Origin of the sequence: Streptomyces sp. NPDC057682, from assembly GCF_042799575.1 — a bacterium.
GTDB lineage: Bacteria > Actinomycetota > Actinomycetes > Streptomycetales > Streptomycetaceae > Streptomyces.
This window is the reverse complement of record NZ_JBHVIN010000011.1, coordinates 155,889-173,281: the sequence shown is the minus strand read 5'-3', so window position 1 is coordinate 173,281 and position 17,393 is coordinate 155,889. Positions and strand designations below refer to the sequence as shown.

The following is a 17,393-nucleotide window of genomic DNA, read 5'->3' as shown; positions in this document are numbered from 1 at the left end:
CCGCCCCGGCCGGTTCAGCGCCGCCCCGCGCAGGCGCCCACCGCTCCCACCGCGGTCAGCCGGTGGATGCCGTGCGCCTGCGTCATCACGTCCCGCAGTGAGCGGCAGTCCCGCGGCCCCGGACCGGGTGCCGGACGCGCCGTGCGGTGGCCGTCCTCCAGGGCGTCCGCCAGCACGGACAGCGCCGACGTCACGCGGGCCGCCTCCGCCGGGGCCGGCCTCGGCACCCCGTTCCCGACCCGCAGCGCGCACGCGGTCGCCGCGTCGACGGCCCGCTCCGCCGCGACGGTCACCGCCGACCAGTCCTGGCGCCTCCCGCCGAACGGGCCCGGCAGTTCGGCCGCCGCCGTCTCCGCCGCGGCCCGCGCCTCGGCCAGCGCCCGGTACGCGGCGGCGCGCAGGGCCAGCCCCCGGACGTCGTCGCGCGACCGGTCGCCGCCGTCGTCCGGAACCTCCAGCACATGCCGCAGATACCGCTCGGTGCACCGCAGCGTGACGGCGAACCGGTGACCGACCCGCACCCGGGGATCGGTCACCCCCGGCAGATGCCCGACGAGCAGCACGATCACACAGGCCAGGAAGGTCTCCAGGAGACGGGGCCCGGCGGCCTCGGTATCACCCGCCGTGTGCGCGAACGCCAGCACCAGCACCGTGATCACCGCGGTCTGGAACGCGAAGTGGCGGGTGGACAACGGGATCAGGGCACCGGCCGCGACCGCCGCCCCCACGACGGGCACCGGCCCCGAGCCGCCGGACACGCCCGACAGGACGACGAAGACCAGCACTCCGGCGGCGGTCCCGGCGAACCGGTTCACCACCCGGGAGAACAGCGGGCCCATGTCCGGCTTCACGAGGAACGCGGCGGTGGCCGGCAGCCAGTACCAGTGACGCTCGTGCAGCGACAGCGCCACGGCCGCCGTGACCGCCACGCACAGCGCCACCCGCAGTCCGTACTCGCGCCCGGCCGACGTGAGGAGACCGGACCGCGGCCCGGCGGGGGCCGGTTCCTCGCGGTGCCGGGCGGCCCGCTTCCCGTCGTGCGGGCGCCCCGCGGTCGTCCGGTCGAAGACCACCGCGGCCTCCAGCACCGCACGGTCGAGGGCGAGCCGTTCCACGGTGTTGGGCGCCGCGCTCGGCAGCGGCCCCGCCGGACCGCCGGACCGGACGGCCGCGGCCAGCCGCCTGGGCCCTTCGGCCACCGCGTCCGGCACCGGACGACCCGCCCACAGCAGCGCGATGCTCGCCTCGCAGAGCGCGACCCCGGCGCCGAAGCGGGCGGCGAGGGCCCGCCGGGCCGCGTCACCGGATCCCGCCGGACCCGGCAGCAGCCGCGTCAGGCGCAAGGCCTCCTCGGCCTGCTGCTGCGCGGCGACCAGCCCGCGACGGGCGGCCGGTGCCCCCGCACCGCCGAGCGCGGCCAGCGCGTCCGCCAGGGCGTCGAACACCGCCGCGACGGCCTCGCGTTCACCGCTCCACCGGGCCGGAGCCGACCCGCCTGCCGCGCCCCGCGCCCCTGGGGAGCGACGCCACCGCACCCGTACCGCCGAGAGCCGGGGCAGCAGCCGCAGCAGCACCAGCCAGCCCGCCCCCGCCAGGAAGCTCAGCGCGTGGGCCCAGGCCGGTCCGGTCAGGGGCATGCCCAGCCCGATCGTCGTGGCGACCAACGCCTGAAGGGCGGCCGCCGACCGGACGGGTCCGCGCGCGCTCAGCACCCCGGAGATCCAGCCCACCGCGAAGAGCACCGGCACGGCCGTCCACCGCGCCGTCGCCTCCGCGACGAGCGCGCCGCCGTACAGGCCGAGCGATCCGGCGACCGCCGGAACGCCCATGTGCACGAGGCCCTTGCGACGGGTTCCGGGCCGGTCGTTGACTCCGGCGAGCATGGCGCCCAGCGCGGCCGGCACGCCCGACCCCGGCCAGCCCAGCAGGATCCCGCCCGCCAGCAACGGGCCCGCGCCCAGCGCTCCGCGCACCATCGCGGCCCCGGGCACCGGCGCACTCCGCGACCGCAGCACATGGGTGAGCCACACCGGGGCGGTCCCGCGGGGTCCGCCCCGGCCGAACCGACGTAGCGGGACACGCACCGCGGACCTCCTGACACCGTACCGACGAGGATCCCCGCCCCACCGGCCCCACAGGGCCCGGAAACGGGGAGAAGCGGGCGACGCCGGCCGCGTACGCCCAACGTAGCCGGGGGATGTGGCGGGGCGGCTGCGGTGGTGTTTCGAGGATGTGATCACGGGAGGGACGGGACGGGGACGTGCCTGTCCGATGGCGCACGGCCGCCCGTCCGGGCCCCGCCGCACCGGGTCCGCCGCCCCGCTCCGTCGAGGCCCTACGCTCGAAGCCCTGATGACCACGACGAATCCTTCCCCCTCGCCCGGTGCCAAGGCCGGCACCGAGTCCGTCCGGCGGAACAACCTCGGCCTCGTCCTGCGCGCCGTTCTGGAGGAGGGCGAGGCGACCCGTGCCCGGGTGGCCGCCCGCGTCGGACTGACCCGTGCCGCCGTGTCCTCGCTGGTCGAGGAACTGCTCGCGCTCGACCTGCTCACCGAGTCCGGCAAGACGTTCAGCGGCAGCGCCGGACGCCCCGGCACGGTGCTCACGGCCTCCGGCACCGGACCGGCCGGGCTCGGCGTCGAGATCAACATCGACTACGTCTCGGTGTGCGCGGTCGGGCTCGGCGGTACCGACCGGGTCCGCGTCACCGAGCACATCGACAACCGGCACACCCCGCCCGCCGAGGTCCTGGCCCATGCCGCCCGCCTCGCCCACCGGGTCATCACCTCCACCGGTGAACAGGGGCTGCGGGCGGTCGGCGTCGAGCTGGCCCTGCCCGGTCTGGTCTCCGGCGGCATGGTCCGCCAGGCGCCCAACCTCGGCTGGTACCGCGTCGCCGCCGAGGGCATTTTCGGACAGGCCCTCTCCACCCTCCGCCCGGCCGGCCGCGCGCTGGCGGTCAGCTCCGACAACGAGGCCAACCTCGCGGCCCTCGCCGAGCTGTGGTTCGGCGGACGCGGCGGAGAACGCGGCTTCCTCTACCTGACCGGGGAGATCGGCGTGGGCGGCGCCCTCGTCCTCCAGGGCGAACTGCTGCGCGGCGCCCACGGTTTCGCGGGCGAGGTCGGCCATGTGGTGGTCGATCCCGAGGGACCGCCCTGCGGCTGCGGCGCGCGCGGCTGCCTGGAGCAGTACGCCGGACAGGCCGCGCTGCTGCGCGCCGCCGGCATCGATCCCGCCGCCGGTGTCCGCGGACTCGGTGAACTGGAGCGGCGGGCGGGCGCCGGCGACCCCGGCGTCCTGGAGGTGCTGCGGGCGGCCGGCGAGCGGATGGGCGTCGTCCTCTCCGGGGCCGTCAACCTCTTCGACCTCGACGCGGTCGTCCTCGGCGGCATCTACCGCGATCTGATGCCCTGGCTGGCCCCCGCCGCCGACGCCCAGCTCGCCGCCCGCGTCGTGTCCGGCCGCTGGCGTGCCGGTGACGGCGGCGGGCTCCGCGCCTCCTCGCTCTCCGGCGACGCGGCCCGGGGCGCGGCGGCCCGGGTGGTGCGCGGCGTCCTCGCCGACCCCGCGGCCTACGCCGGCCGCTGACCCCGTACGGGCCCCGGACAGCGCACCGCCCCCGTCCGGGGCGGACGGGGGCGGTGCGGGTGCGCGGAAGGGGCTACTTCCCCGTGCGGTGGGCCGCGATCAGCTGCTGGTACCAGCGGTAGCTGTCCTTCGGGGTGCGCTCCAGGGTGTCGTAGTCGACCCGGACGATCCCGAACCGCTTCGCGTAGCCGAGCGCCCACTCGAAGTTGTCCAGCAGCGACCAGACGTAGTAGCCGCGGACGTCGACTCCCGCGTCCATCGCCGCGCGCAGCGCCGTGAGGTGCGTACGGAGGTACTCGACGCGGTCGGCGTCGCGCACCTCGCCGTCCGCGTCCACGGTGTCGAACTCGGCCGAGCCGTTCTCCGTGATGTGCACCGGCGGCAGCGCGTCGCCGTAGGTCTGCTTGAGCGCCGTCAGCAGATCGGTGAAGGTCTCCGGCACGACGGGCCAGTTCATCGCGGTCCTGCGGACGTCGGGGTACTCGCCCTCGCTGTAGCGGTTGTCGGTGGCGACCCGCAGCGCCGGGTCGGCCTCGCGGTGCGGGGCGGCGGCGACGACGATCGGGCGGTAGTAGTTGATGCCCAGGAAGTCCAGCGGCTGGGAGATCAGCTCCAGGTCGCCCTCGCGCCGGAAGTCCTCCCCGGTGATCAGCTCGCCCCAGGTCTCCTCCTCGGTGGCCGGGTAGCGGCCCGCGAGGATCGGCTCGGTCCACACCAGGTTGTGCTGGGTGTCCGCGCGGACGACGGCGGCGAGGTCGGCGTCCGATTCGGTGGCGGGGACGTTGCGGTCCAGGTTGAGGGTGATGCCCGCCTCGCGGACGCCGGCCGCGCGCAGTTCCTTCATGGCCAGGCCGTGGCCGACGAGCAGATGGTGGGCGGCGGCCAGCGCCCCGCGCCCCTCCTTGGCGCCCGGCGCGTGCCGGCCCACGGAGTAGCCGAGGAAGGCGCTGCACCACGGCTCGTTGAGCGTGATCCAGCGCGGCACCCGGTCGCCCAGGCGCTCGGCCATGAGCGCGGTGTACTCGCCGAAGCGCTCCGCGGTCTCGCGGACCCGCCAGCCTCCCTTGTCCTCCAGCGCCTGGGGCAGGTCCCAGTGGTAGAGGGTGGCGGCGGGTTCGATCCCCGCCTCCAGGAGTTCGTCGACGAGCCGGGAGTAGAAGTCCAGGCCCTTGGTGTTCACCGCGCCCGAGCCCTCCGGCAGGACACGGGACCAGGCGATCGAGAAGCGGTACGAGTCGACGCCCAGGCCGCGCAGGAGCGCCACGTCCTCGGGGTAGCGGTGGTAGTGGTCGCAGGCCACGTCACCGGTGTCGCCGCCGTCCGTCTTCCCGGGCGTGTGGCTGTACACGTCCCAGATCGACGGGCCTCGGCCGTCCTCCCGCACGGCGCCCTCGATCTGGTACGCGGCCGTGGCCGCGCCGAACACGAAGCCGGGCGGGAACACGGGGAACTCACTCATGGGTACGACCCTCACTTGACGGAGCCGCCGGTGATCCCGGCGGCGATGTACTTCTGGGAGAGGACGAGCAGGACGGCCGCGGGGATCGCGGACAGCACGGACGCGGCCATCACGGAGCCCCAGTCGCCGACGTGGGCGCCGATGTACTGGTAGATGCCCAGCGTGATGGGCTTCACGTCGTCGGTGGTGTTCAGGGTCAGCGCGAACATGAAGTCGCTCCACGCGTACAGGAACGAGAACAGCCCCGCGGTGATCAGGGAGTTGCGGCTCATCGGGAGCACGACCTGCACGAACGTACGGAAGCGGCCGGCGCCGTCCACCTCGGCGGCCTCGATGACCTCGCGCGGGATGGCGACCATGAACGACCGCATCAGGACGATCGCGAACGGGATGCCCAGCGAGGCGTCGGCCAGCATCAGCCCGACGTAGGAGTTGACCAGGCCCAGGTCCACGTACGCGCTGTACAGGGCGTTCGCGATGACGATGCCGGGCACCATCTGGGTGATCAGGGTGCCGAAGACGACGGTCTTGGTGCCGCGCAGCTTGAACTGCGCCAGGCCGTACGCGGCGGGCGCCGAGATCGCCAGGCAGATCGCCACGGCGCCGAGCGCGACGCCCAGCGAGGTCAGCAGATTGCCGCCCTGGTCGCTGAGGGCCGAGCGGAAGCCCGACAGGTCCAGGCTGTGCGGGAAGGCGTCGACCTCCAGCAGCCCGGACTCGGGCTGGAGCGCGGTGTTCACCATCCAGTACAGCGGGAACAGCATCACGCACAGCACCAGGATCCCGAAGGCCATGGCGCCCCAGCGCCGCTTGGTGCGGCGGACGGAAGGCGTGGGGGCGGCGGGGGTACGCACAGTGCTCGCCATGCCGGTCACTTCCCCTCGTTGCGGTTGGCCCGCAGGTAGAACACCGCGAAGACGGCGGAGATCAGGATCAGGATGTTGCCGACCACGGCACCGGCTCCGAAGTCCAGCTGGACGAAGGAGTTCTGGTACGTGAGCGTGCCCAGGGTCTGGGTGGAGTCGGCGGGGCCGCCGTCGGTGAGGGCGAGGATCAGGTCGAGGATCTTCACCGTCGACATGAAGCCGAGCACCAGCACCACGGTGATGACCGGCCGGAGCATCGGCAGGGTGATGGAGCGGAAGGTCCGCCAGGCGGAGGCGCCGTCGAGCGAGGCGGCCTCGTACAGCTCCTTGGGGACCTCCTGGAGGCCGCCGTAGAGGATCACCATGTTGAACGGGATGCCGATCCAGATGTTGACCAGGACCACGGAGGTCAGGGCCATGCTGGTGCTGGTCAGCCACGGGGTGTCGCCGCCGAAGCCGATCGTGCCGAGGAAGGAGTTGAGGACGCCGGTGTCCTGGTCGAGGATGCGCCGCCAGACGACACCGGAGACGACCATCGGGACGAGCCACGGCAGCAGGATCAGCGAGCGGAGCAGCCCGTTCAGCGGGAAGCGCCGGCTGAAGAAGACGGCGAGCCCGAGACCGATGCAGAACTGGCCGATCAGCGAGCCGATGGTGAACAGGATCGTGTGCCACAGGGCCTTGCCGAAGAGCTCGTCGTTGAAGACGTTGCTCCAGTTGTCCGTGCCGTTGAACGGGGACTTGCCCGTGAAGAACGTGGACGGCGAGTAGTCCTGGAAGCTCATCACGATGTTGCGGACGAGCGGGTAGCCGAAGAACAGCGCCATGAAGATCACGGCGGGGGCGATGAAGCCCCACTGGGCCAGGCGCTTGCGGCGCCGGGCACGGGCCGGGTTCGGCGCCTTCTTGACCGCGGCTGCCGGGCGGGCGGCGCCGGTGGCCGCGGAGGCGGTGGTGGTCGACATGTCAGGTACCTCAGTTCCCGCTCGTGGCGCGCTGCTGGGCGCGCTTGAGGGCGGTCTCGCTCGACTCGCCGGTCAGGGCGGACTGGAACGCGCTCTGCAGCGCGAGGGAGACGGACGACCAGCGCGCGCCGAGCTTGGCGGTACGCGAACGGGCCGTGGCGACCTGGTCGGCGAGGGCGGCCAGCTCCGGCGCCTTCGTCCGCCACACGGCCGCGGCCTTCTCGTTGGCGGGGACCATCCAGCTGTTGATGGCGTAGGTGATCTCCTCCTGTTCGCCCGACATACAGCCGATGATCTTCGCGGCGGTCCTCTCCCGCTCGCTGTCCCCGGTGTTGGGGACGGTCAGCACGCCGCCGCCCAGCGGGCCGACGGACTCGTCGCCGGCCTTCGGGACGGGGATCTGGGCGATGCCCCAGTTCAGGCCCTTCTTCGAGTTGAGGGTCTCCACCTGCCAGGGGCCGTTGATCATCATCGCGGCGTTGCCGGCCATGAACTGGTCGTTCACGTCGGCCTGGGTCCAGTTGACCGTGGACTTGGAGAGCGAGCCGTCCTTGAGGAGGCTCTTCCAGTAGTCCAGCGCCCCGGCGACCTCGGGGCTGTCCAGCTTCGTCTCGTCGCCGCCGTTGGACCACATGAACGGGGTGAACTGGAAGACGCCGTCCTCCGCGCCGCCCGCGCTCAGCGCCAGACCGTACTTCTTGCCCGAGGTGAGCTTCTTCGCGGTCTCCCGCATCTCGTCCCAGGTGGTGGGCACCTTCAGCCCGGCCTTGGCGAGGGTGTCCTTGTTGTAGAAGAGCGCCAGGGTGTTCACGGTGCGCGCGGCCCCGTAATAAGTCCCCTGGTACGACCCGAAGTTCACGATCCCCTCGGGGATGTCCTGCGTGGTCAGGCCCAGGTCCTTCAGCGGGATCAGCCCGCCGGCCTCGGCGAACGTCGGCATCTCCGAGGCGTCCAGCTGGAGCACGTCGGGCAGCGACTTCGAGGACGCCATCCGCAGGGCCTTCGTCATCACCTGCGAGGCCGGGACGCTCTGCTGCTCGATGGTGATCCCGAGCTGCTTGCTGCACCGGTCCAGCGTCTGGGCGTCCCAGCGGTGGTAGGACTCGTCGGTGGACGAGTTCAGGACGGTGTACACGTCCGGGTCCCGCTGCTGACCGCAGCCGGAGAGGACGACGCCGCCGATCAGCGCGGAGACGACGGTGAGCGGGACGACGACCCGCCGGTGGGGACGGCGGCGCGGCTGGCGCGTTCCGTCCGGAGAAGGTGCTGTCACGATGGTGCCCTTGCGTGAGAGGGGTGCCGGCCCGGGGGGACCACTGTGTCCCGACGAGGTGGTTCCGTCCGCCCGGACGCGGGTCCGGCAGGCCCGCGTCCGGGGAGAAGGGGGTGCTCCGGCCGGAGCACCCCGGGGGCGTCAGCGGACGCCGAGCAGGTGCTCCATGGCGAGCTGGTCCAGCGCCTCGAACGCCATCGAGCGCTCGGCGGCGGCGTCCACGTCGAAGTCCTCGAACGCGGAACGGTCCGCGAGCAGGCCCTTGACGCCGTCGGCGGCGGTGGGCTGCGCCAGCTCGTCCAGCCGCGAGGCGCGCAGCGCCTCCTGCACGGCCGGGTCGGCGCGGAACGCCAGCGCGCGCTCCTTGAGGATCAGGTAGTTCCGCATGCAGTTCTTCGCGGACTCCCAGACGCCGTCGATGCCGTCGGTGCGCACCGGCTTGAAGTCGAAGTGCAGCGGGCCCGTGTAGTCCGAGCTCTCCAGCAGGTCGACGAGCCAGAAGGCCTGGCGCAGATCGCCGGCGCCGAAGCGGAAGTCCTGGTCGTACTTGATGCCGGACTGGCCGTTGAGGTCGATGTGGTAGAGCTTGCCCGCCCACAGCGCCTGCGCGATGCCGTGCGGGAAGTTGAGCCCGGCCATCTGCTCGTGACCGGTCTCCGGGTTCACCCCGTACAGCTCCGGGCGCTCCAGGCGCTCGATGAACGCCAGCGCGTGACCCACCGTGGGGAGCAGGATGTCGCCGCGCGGCTCGTTCGGCTTGGGCTCGATGGCGAAGCGCAGGTCGTAGCCCTGCTCGGTGACGTACTCGCCGAGCAGGTCGAAGGCCTCCTTCATCCGGTCCAGGGCCACCCGCACGTCCTTGGCGCCGCCGGACTCCGCGCCCTCGCGCCCGCCCCAGGCGACATAGGTCTGCGCGCCCAGCTCGACCGCGAGGTCGATGTTGCGGATGACCTTGCGCAGCGCGTAGCGGCGCACGGCGCGGTCGTTGGAGGTGAAGCCGCCGTCCTTGAAGACGGGGTGGGTGAAGAGGTTGGTGGTGGCCATCGGGACCTTGAGACCGGTGCGGTCCAGGGCGTCCTTGAAGCGGCCGACGATCGCGGCGCGCTCGGCGTCGGAGGAGCCGAACGGGATCAGGTCGTCGTCGTGGAAGGTCACGCCGTGCGCGCCGAGCTCGGCGAGGCGCTCGACGGACTCGACCGGGTCCAGGGCGGGGCGGGTGGCGTCACCGAAGGGGTCGTTGCCTCGCCAGCCGACGGTCCAGAGCCCGAAGGTGAACCTGTCGGCGGGGGTGGGGGTGAAGCGGTTCGACATTCTGCTGCCTCTTGTCGACATGGACCGGGGCGGCTGCACCGCCGCCCGACCGATTTGTTTGCTGGCAGTACTAATACGGCATCTTGCTGTTTGTTTCTAGACCATCCCGGTGACACATCCGTCACATAGGGGCAACACGGGTGGTGCCACAAGGGTTTTCGGCCCGGAAAGAGCCCGGTCGTAGCCGCTCCGGGCCCCAGGTGAAGCGCTTCGAAGATTTATTTGTTTTGTGTACGATCAAAACCGGGACCCACAGGAACGAGGTACGACATGCCGCCGCGACCCGCCCAGGACCCGGCCGCCGCGCCGGTATCGGCCGTCATCGGAGTGGACAGCTCCACCCAGTCCACCAAGGCCGCCGTCGTCGACATCGCGACCGGCCGGCTGCTCGCCGTGGGCCGCGCCCCGCACACCGTGACCGGCCGCGCCGGCGCCCGCGAGAGCGACCCCGGACAGTGGTGGGACGCCCTGTGCGCCGCCGTCGCCGCCGCGCTCGCCGAAGCGGACCTGGACCCGGCCGCCGTCACCGGCATCGCCGTCGCCGGCCAGCAGCACGGACTGGTCGTCCTCGGCGCCGACGGCACCCCGCTGCGCCCCGCCCTCCTCTGGAACGACACCCGCTCCGCCCCCCAGGCCGCCGCCCTCACCCGCGCACTGGGCGGGACCGACGCCTGGCTGGAGCGCACCGGATCGGTGCCCGTCGCCTCGATGACCGCCGCCAAGTGGATGTGGCTGCGGGAGAACGAACCGGACACCGCCGCCGCCACCGCCGCCGTCCGCCTCCCGCACGACCACCTCACCGAACGGCTCACCGGCACCGCCGTCACCGACCCCGGCGACGCCTCCGGCACCTGCTGGTACGACCCGGTCGCCGGCGCCTACGACCCCGTGCTGCTCGACCTCACCGGCATGCGCGCCGCACTCCTCCCCGAGGTCGCCCCCACCGGAGCCGCCCCCGCCGGCCGCCTCACCCCCGAAGCGGCCCGCGCCCTCGGCCTGCCCCCGGGCATCCCGGTCGCCGCGGGCACCGGCGACAACATGGCCGCCGCCGTCGGCCTGGGCCTGGGCGCCGAAGGACTCCTCGACCACCCCGTCATCAGCCTCGGCACCTCCGGCACCGTCTTCGCCGCCACCCGCAACCGCCCGCACTCACCCCTGCTCGCCGGATTCGCCGCCACCGACGGCACCCGCCTCCCGCTGGGCTGCACCCTGAACTGCACCCTCGCCGTCGACAAGGTCGCCGCCCTGCTCGGCCTGGACCGCGAGGACGCCGCCCCCGGCGGCGAGACCGTGCTGCTGCCCTTCCTCGACGGCGAACGCACCCCCGACCTCCCCGACGCCTCCGGCCTCCTGCACGGACTGCGCCACGACACCACCCGGCAGCAGATCCTCGGCGCCGCCTACGAGGGCGCCGTCGTCACCCTCCTCCGGGCCCTGGACGTCCTCCCGCTCGACGCGCCGGACGCGCCGCTGCGCCTGATCGGCGGGGGCGCGCGCGGCACGATGTGGGTGGAGACCGTGCGCCGGCTGTCCGGCCGCGCGGTGGTGCTCCCGGCCGCCGGCGAACTGGTCGCGCTCGGCGCGGCCGCGCTCGCCGCGGGGGCCGCCACCGGCCGCGACCCGGTGGCCCTCGCCGTGGAGTGGGGCACCGGCGAGGGGCGCGAGCTGCCCGCCGTCCCGCGTGACACGACCACCTGGGACCGGGTGACCTCGGTCCTCGACCGGGCGGCGCCCGCGCTCCTGACCACGCGCCCCTGACGGCGCGCCCCCACGACGTACCCCGCACACCTCCGTACCACCGGCTAAGGAAGACCCCCCATGAAGTTCACCGACGGCTTCTGGCAGATGCGAGACGGTGTCCACGCCTCGTACGCCACCGAGATCCGCGATCTGCGCCTCGACGCCGACCGCCTCACCGCGCACGCCGCCGTCAAGCGGGTGACCCGGCGCGGGGACACGCTGAACGCGCCGCTGATCACGGTGGAGGCGCACGCCCCGGCCGAGGGCGTCATCGCCGTCCGCGTCACCCACCTCGCGGGCAGGCGAGCCCCCGGCCCCGACTTCGAGCTGCCCGGCGCCACCGGCGACCGCACGGCGGCCACCCACGACGACGGCCCGGCCGCCCGGCTCACCAGTGGTCCGCTCACCCTGCGGCTGCCCAGCGAGGGCGACTTCGGCATGGAGTTCCTGGACGCCGACGGCCGCACGCTGACCACCGCCGGCCGCAAGGGCACCGCCTTCGCCACGGTCGCCGACGGCGGCCACCACATGATCGCCCAGCTCGCCCTCGGCGTCGGCGAGAACGTCTACGGCCTCGGCGAGCGGTTCACCCCGTACGTCAAGAACGGCCAGGTCGTCGACATGTGGCAGGCCGACGGCGGGACCAGCAGCGAGCAGGCGTACAAGAACGTCCCGTTCTACCTGTCCTCGCGCGGCTACGGCGTCTTCGTCAACCACCCCGGCAAGGTCTCCTTCGAGGTCGGCTCCGAGGCCGTCGGCCAGGTGCAGTTCAGCGTCGAGGGCCAGGTCCTGGAGTACTACGTCGTCGCGGGCCCCACGCCCAAGGACGTCCTCACCCGCTACACCGCCCTCACCGGCCGCCCGGCGCTCCCGCCGGCCTGGTCCTTCGGCCTCTGGCTGACCACTTCGTTCACCACCGACTACGACGAGGCGACCGTCACCTCCTTCGTGGACGGCATGGCCGAGCGCGGCATCCCGCTCTCCGTCTTCCACTTCGACTGCTTCTGGATGCGCGAGTACCAGTGGTGCGACTTCGAGTGGGACCCGCAGACCTTCCCGGACCCGGAGGGCATGCTCGCCCGGCTCAAGGAGAAGGGGCTGAAGATCTGCGTCTGGATCAACCCGTACATCGCGCAGAAGAGCGCCCTGTACGCGGAGGGCGCCGAGAAGGGCTACTTCGTCCGCACGCCCGAGGGCGACGTCTGGCAGTGGGACAAGTGGCAGGCCGGCATGGCCCTGGTCGACTTCACCAATCCCGAGGCCACCGCCTGGTTCCAGGGCAAGCTGAAGACGCTCCTCGACCAGGGCGTCGACGGGTTCAAGACCGACTTCGGCGAGCGCATCCCCACCGACGTCGTCTGGCACGACGGCTCCGACCCGGAGCGCATGCACAACTACTACACGCACCTGTACAACAAGGCCGTCTTCGAACTCCTGGAGAAGGAGCGCGGCCAGGGCGAGGCCGTCCTCTTCGCCCGCTCGGCGACGGCCGGCGGCCAGCAGTTCCCGGTGCACTGGGGCGGCGACTGCTGGTCCTCCTTCGAGGCCATGGCCGAGTCCCTGCGCGGCGGGCTCTCCCTGTCGCTCTCCGGCTTCGGCTTCTGGAGCCATGACATCGGCGGCTTCGAGGGCACCCCCGACCCCGCCGTCTTCAAGCGCTGGCTCGCCTTCGGCCTGCTCTCCTCGCACAGCCGGCTCCACGGCTCCTCCTCCTACCGCGTGCCGTGGGCCTTCGGCGAGGAGGCCGTCGAGGTCGCCAAGCGGTTCACCGAACTCAAGCACCGCCTGATGCCGTACCTGTACGGAGCCGCCGTCGAGGCCCACCGCACCGGCGTCCCCGCGATGCGCCCGATGCTGCTGGAGTTCCCCGGCGACCCCTCCGCCCGCGTCGCCGACCGCCAGTACCTGCTCGGCCCCGACGTGCTGGTCGCCCCCGTCTTCAGCGAGGACGGCGAGGTCGAGTACTACGTCCCCGAGGGCACCTGGACCCACTTCCTGACCGGCGAGACCGTCACCGGCCCCGCCTGGCACCGGGAGACCCACGGCTTCGACAGCCTGCCGCTCCTCGTCCGCCCCGGCGCCGTCGTCCCCTTCGGCGCCGACGCCTCCCGCCCGGACGGCGACTGGACCCGGGACCTCGAACTGCGGGTGTACGCCCCCGAGGGCCTCGGCGACTTCTCCCGCACCGTGACCGTCCCGGACCTCACGGGCGCCCCGGCCGCCACGTACGAGGTGGTCCGCGAGGACGGCACGCTGCGCGTCACCGCCGACACCGACCGTCCCTACCGGGTCGTGGTCGTCGGCGAGCCGCTGGAGGTCGTCACGGGCTGAGCCCGCACCACCCGCCCGGCGGGCGCGCCCCGCGCCCGCCGGGCCGTGCCGGAATGCGAAGGTGGGCCGGCGGGTTCACACCGGCGACAGCACCCGAGCGGTACGGCACACGAGAACGGATGGTCTCCATGGGCGAGTTGATCCTGATCCGGCACGGCGAGACCGAATGGTCCCGCAACGGACAGCACACGAGCCACACCGACCTGCCCCTGACCCCCCTCGGCGAGCGCCAGGCCCGCGCGCTGGCACCGCTGCTCGCCGACCGCGCCATCGCCCTCACCCTGGTCAGCCCCTCCGTCCGGGCCCGGCGCACCGCCGAACTCGCGGGGCTCGCCGCGCCCCGCATCACCCCCGAACTGCGCGAATGGGACTACGGCGGCTACGAGGGGATCACCACCGACGAGATCCACCGGACCCGCCCCGGCTGGAACCTGTGGACCGACGGCGTCACCCCCGGTCCCGACGCCCACCCGGGCGAGACGCCGGCCGCCGTCGGCGCCCGCGCCGACCGGGTGCTCGCGGAGGTCCGGGAGGCCGCCGGGCGCGCCGGTGACGAGGACGTGGTCCTGGTCGCCCACTCGCACTTCCTGCGGGTCCTGACCGCCCGCTACCTCGGGCTGACCCCGGCCGAGGGGACCCTCTTCCAACTGGCCACCGGGGCCGTGTCCCGGCTCGGCAGGGAGCACGGCCAGCCGGTGATCACCGCGTGGAACGTCACCCTGCCCGAGAGCCTGTTCCCCACCGCCGTACCGGAGACGCCGGAACGCGTCTGAGCGCCTCCCGGGAGGCCGTCCGCCCCCGCTCCGACGCGGTCCACGACGGCGGGAAAGGCCGCGGGAACGGCCGCGGGCCGCCCGGGATCACCGGACGGCCCGCGGTTCGGGGAAGCGCTCAGCGCAGCGCGCCGGTCATCGTGTTGAGCAGCGTGCCCGAGGCGTCGTCGTTCTCCAGCGAGAAGGCGAACATCCCGGCCAGCCCCTTGCTCTTCGCGTAGGCCGCGCGTGCCTGGACGGCGCGCGGGGTGTCACCGGTCCAGAAGTTGGTGCCGTCGTAGATCCAGGAGCTCTCGGTGACCGGGTCCCAGAAGGTCTGGGCCTCGGTGGGGTTCAGCTCCTTCCAGGCGGCGAGCCCGGACTCCTGGCTCAGCGGCTTGGCGGGGGTGGGCCCGGTCGCGCTCTGGTAGAGCCCGTGGTTCGCCCCGGCCGGCACCCCGGTCCAGCCGCGCCAGTAGAACGGGATCCCCAGGACCAGCTTGGAGGCGGGGAAGCCGCCCTTGATGCCGTACTCGGGCAGCCCGTCGGTGTACGCGGTGAGCGCGGTGTCCAGGTTGTACCTGGCGGTGCCGGGCGCCACCGGGGTGGTGGGGTCGGCGGCGCTGTCGTGCAGCGGGTCCTGGTGGTTGGTGGGCCCGGTGGCGTCCCAGGCGCCGTGCATGTCGTACGTCATGACGTCGGCGTAGTCCAGGTAGGCGCCGATCCTGTCGGTCTCCAGGTAGGCGATCTTGTCCTGGCCGCTGGGCAGGGCGGCGGTGAGCAGGAACCGCTTGCCCTGCGCCGCGCCGTAGGCGTCGAGCTGGGTGCGGAACTCCTTGAGGAGCAGGGTGAAGTTGGCCTTGTCCGCGTCGCTGTAGTGGTTGCCGGTGTGGCCGCCGGCCGAACCCGGGTACTCCCAGTCGATGTCGATGCCGTCGAAGATCCCGGCGGCCGAGGCGGGACCGCCGGACGGGTCGCCCTGGACGTTCTTCGGCAGATTGCCCTTCAGGAACATGTCGATGCAGGAGGAGACGTACGCCTTGCGGGAGGCGTCGGTCGCCGCGGCGTCGGAGAAGTACTTGGAGTAGGTCCAGCCGCCCAGCGAGACGGTGAACCGCAGGTTCGGGTACTTCGCCTTCAGCGCGCGCAACTGGTTGAAGTTGCCCTTCAGCGGCTGCTCGTAGACATCGGCGGTGCCGTCCACGCTGTCCGCCGCCGAGACGTCGGCCTGGTAGTCGGCGTAGGCGTCCCCGGCGCTGTCACCGGCGTTCGGGTTGTCCTCGTTGCCCGCGTCGGAGGCCTTGACGGTCTCGAAGCACTTGTGCGTCGTGGGGTGGATGTTCTCGAAGGCGTAGGTCACCACGTCGAGTCCGGCCGCGGCGCCGCTGGTGCCGATCTGCTTTGGGTAGTAGGCGTTCTCGTAGATCCCCCACTGGTCGAAGTAGGCGGAGGCGTAGGGCTTCGCGGCGGGCGCGGCCCCGGTGGTCACCTTGACCGCCGTGGACTGGGCGGAGGCGTGGGAGCCCTGGTAGCCCTGGACGGTGAAGGTGTAACTGTGGTTGGGCAGCAGCGAGCTGACGGCGACGGTGGTACCCATGGACGTCGCGACGAGCTGGCCGCCCGACCATACCTTGTACGAGGCGACGCTGCCGTCCTGCGAGGACGTCGTCGAGCCGTTCCACTTGAGGACGGCGGCGTTGCCGGTGACCTTGGTCGCGGCGAGGCCGGTGGGGGTGGTGACCTTGCCGTCACCGGCGGGTCCGTTCGGGTCGCCCGGGGGGTCCGTCGGCGGGTCGGTCGGATCGGTCGGCGGGTCGGTCGGGTCCGTGGGCGGGTCGGTCGGTCCGCCGCCGGGACCGGTCAGGGCGAAGTCGTCGGCGTGGAAGGCGCCCTGCCCGTACCAGCCGTGGGTGTAGACGGTCACCGAGGTCGTGGTGGCGCCCGTCGTGAAGGTGGTGGACAGCTGCTGCCAGGAGGACGCCGAGGGGGCCCAGGCGCTGGCGTCCACGCCGGTGCCCTTGGCGCCCAGATAGACGTAGCTGCCCTGCACCCAACCGCTCAGCGTGTAGGAGGTGTTGGGCAGCACGGCCACGGTCTGGCCGCACTGGCCGGTGTCGGCGGCGGAGGCGTTGCCGGCCAGGCCGTGCGTTCCGCTGTGGGCGGTCGAGGTGACCGAGCCGCCGTTCGCACAGCTCCATCCCTCCAGGGTGCCGGTCTCGAAACCGGCGTTGGTGAGCAGTTCGGCGCCGGCAGCGGAGGCGTGGCCGGGGACGGCGGCGAGCGCCGCTCCCGAGGCGACGAGGACGGCGGCGACCGCCAGGGCTCCGTTGCGTCGTGCGCGTGCGGCGGGACCGCGGACCGGTGCGGCGGGGGAACCGGCTGGACGTGCGGGCATGTTCTTCCTCCGTGGGGATGCGGGGGGACAGGCGTCCGATGTCATGACATCGGCCATCTTTTAGGTGTTCATGCCAAGTGTTCGTACCTGGTGAGATTGGACTGGACCAATAGATCGAGTCAAGAGATCGCACGGACTTGGGAGAAATTTGGTGTAGACCAATTTCGGGACGCACGGAGCCGCTCCGAGGGGCGTCCGCGGCGCCGCGCCGAGGTCCCGGAGGTCGTGGATGTACGGAGCCGGCGGCGTCCATCATGAGGTCCGGCCGACGGAGGGCCCGTCGCGGGCCGCAACGCCCCTGTCCTGGGGTTATGGCCTCGGAGGGAGTGCCGGAAGGGGGTGGAGTGGCGGCCGGTGTCAAGGGTGCCGGCACCGATTCGGCGGGCCGATCGACCGGAATGCGGAAATCGTTACCTCCGGTCGAGGGCCACCGGGGTCCAGGTGTCCGCGAGGTCTCAACTCGGGAAAGACTGCCGACCAAACCTGCATTCGATCTTGCTCAGTTGGCGGCAAGTGGACTATACCTGTCGGCGTCCGCACAGGTTCTTTCCAACTGCGCGGCTGGGGGAGACACGGGGGCAGGACATATCGGGACGCCAGGGCGGCGTCCGTTGTTCCGTCTTCCCGGACCCCCCACTGCAATGGCTAGCCTGAAAATCTGTACCACCCAAGCGCAACTGACCGCGGTGGCGGGGCCCTTCGCCTGAGGC

Annotated in this window: 11 protein-coding genes; 4 read left to right on the top strand and 7 right to left on the bottom strand. The window is 72.6% G+C overall.

The window, feature by feature from the left end:
* Positions 1–14: 14 nt before the first annotated feature.
* Positions 15–1,991, bottom strand: a complete 1,977-nt coding sequence (locus tag ACFVDM_RS21365; protein ID WP_383642094.1) for an FUSC family protein — start codon at positions 1,989–1,991, stop codon at positions 15–17.
* Between the two features lie 361 nt (positions 1,992–2,352).
* On the opposite strand from ACFVDM_RS21365, the gene ACFVDM_RS21360 reads away from it, so the two are divergent.
* Positions 2,353–3,591, top strand: coding sequence for an ROK family protein (locus ACFVDM_RS21360; protein ID WP_383642091.1), 1,239 nt, complete (start codon positions 2,353–2,355; stop codon positions 3,589–3,591).
* A gap of 73 nt (positions 3,592–3,664) precedes the next feature.
* Here ACFVDM_RS21360 and ACFVDM_RS21355 read toward each other — a convergent pair whose 3' ends face one another.
* The 5 genes from ACFVDM_RS21355 to xylA form a co-directional block, all read right to left on the bottom strand.
* The gene (locus ACFVDM_RS21355; RefSeq protein WP_383642088.1) at positions 3,665–5,050 is read right to left on the bottom strand and encodes a GH1 family beta-glucosidase; all 1,386 of its coding nucleotides are present in this window, start codon (positions 5,048–5,050) and stop codon (positions 3,665–3,667) included.
* A gap of 11 nt (positions 5,051–5,061) precedes the next feature.
* A complete protein-coding gene (locus ACFVDM_RS21350; protein WP_383642085.1) occupies positions 5,062–5,916 on the bottom strand; it encodes a carbohydrate ABC transporter permease in 855 nt (284 codons plus the stop codon).
* Between the two features lie 5 nt (positions 5,917–5,921).
* Positions 5,922–6,881, bottom strand: a complete 960-nt coding sequence (locus ACFVDM_RS21345; RefSeq protein ID WP_383642082.1) for a carbohydrate ABC transporter permease — start codon at positions 6,879–6,881, stop codon at positions 5,922–5,924.
* A gap of 10 nt (positions 6,882–6,891) precedes the next feature.
* On the bottom strand, positions 6,892–8,154 hold the full coding sequence (locus tag ACFVDM_RS21340) for an ABC transporter substrate-binding protein (RefSeq protein WP_383642080.1): 1,263 nt from the start codon (positions 8,152–8,154) through the stop codon (positions 6,892–6,894).
* 141 nt (positions 8,155–8,295) lie between these two features.
* A complete protein-coding gene (gene xylA, locus ACFVDM_RS21335) occupies positions 8,296–9,465 on the bottom strand; it encodes a xylose isomerase (RefSeq protein ID WP_383642077.1) in 1,170 nt (389 codons plus the stop codon).
* 270 nt (positions 9,466–9,735) lie between these two features.
* On the opposite strand from xylA, the gene xylB reads away from it, so the two are divergent.
* The 3 genes from xylB to ACFVDM_RS21320 all read left to right on the top strand — a co-directional run bounded on the left by xylB (position 9,736) and on the right by ACFVDM_RS21320 (position 14,309).
* Positions 9,736–11,223, top strand: coding sequence for a xylulokinase (xylB, locus tag ACFVDM_RS21330; RefSeq protein ID WP_383642074.1), 1,488 nt, complete (start codon positions 9,736–9,738; stop codon positions 11,221–11,223).
* A 60-nt stretch (positions 11,224–11,283) separates the two neighbouring features.
* On the top strand, positions 11,284–13,536 hold the full coding sequence (gene yicI / locus ACFVDM_RS21325; RefSeq protein WP_383642071.1) for an alpha-xylosidase: 2,253 nt from the start codon (positions 11,284–11,286) through the stop codon (positions 13,534–13,536).
* Between the two features lie 128 nt (positions 13,537–13,664).
* Complete coding sequence (locus tag ACFVDM_RS21320; RefSeq protein WP_383642068.1) at positions 13,665–14,309, top strand: histidine phosphatase family protein; 645 nt, start codon at positions 13,665–13,667, stop codon at positions 14,307–14,309.
* Positions 14,310–14,427: 118 nt separating this feature from the next.
* On the opposite strand, the gene ACFVDM_RS21315 is transcribed toward ACFVDM_RS21320, so the two are convergent.
* On the bottom strand, positions 14,428–16,683 hold the full coding sequence (locus ACFVDM_RS21315; protein ID WP_383642065.1) for a glycosyl hydrolase family 18 protein: 2,256 nt from the start codon (positions 16,681–16,683) through the stop codon (positions 14,428–14,430).
* Positions 16,684–17,393 lie beyond the last annotated feature (710 nt).

Excerpts from the sequence above, each read along its gene's own strand:
- ACFVDM_RS21360 (WP_383642091.1), top strand. The coding sequence starts at position 2,353 with ATGACCACGACGAATCCTTCCCCCTCGCCCGGTGCCAAGGCCGGCACC.
- ACFVDM_RS21355 (WP_383642088.1), bottom strand. The coding sequence starts at position 5,050 with ATGAGTGAGTTCCCCGTGTTCCCGCCCGGCTTCGTGTTCGGCGCGGCC.
- ACFVDM_RS21350 (WP_383642085.1), bottom strand. The coding sequence starts at position 5,916 with ATGGCGAGCACTGTGCGTACCCCCGCCGCCCCCACGCCTTCCGTCCGC.
- ACFVDM_RS21345 (WP_383642082.1), bottom strand. The coding sequence starts at position 6,881 with ATGTCGACCACCACCGCCTCCGCGGCCACCGGCGCCGCCCGCCCGGCA.
- xylA (WP_383642077.1), bottom strand. The coding sequence starts at position 9,465 with ATGTCGAACCGCTTCACCCCCACCCCCGCCGACAGGTTCACCTTCGGG.
- xylB (WP_383642074.1), top strand. The coding sequence starts at position 9,736 with ATGCCGCCGCGACCCGCCCAGGACCCGGCCGCCGCGCCGGTATCGGCC.
- yicI (WP_383642071.1), top strand. The coding sequence starts at position 11,284 with ATGAAGTTCACCGACGGCTTCTGGCAGATGCGAGACGGTGTCCACGCC.
- ACFVDM_RS21320 (WP_383642068.1), top strand. The coding sequence starts at position 13,665 with ATGGGCGAGTTGATCCTGATCCGGCACGGCGAGACCGAATGGTCCCGC.
- ACFVDM_RS21315 (WP_383642065.1), bottom strand. The coding sequence starts at position 16,683 with ATGCCCGCACGTCCAGCCGGTTCCCCCGCCGCACCGGTCCGCGGTCCC.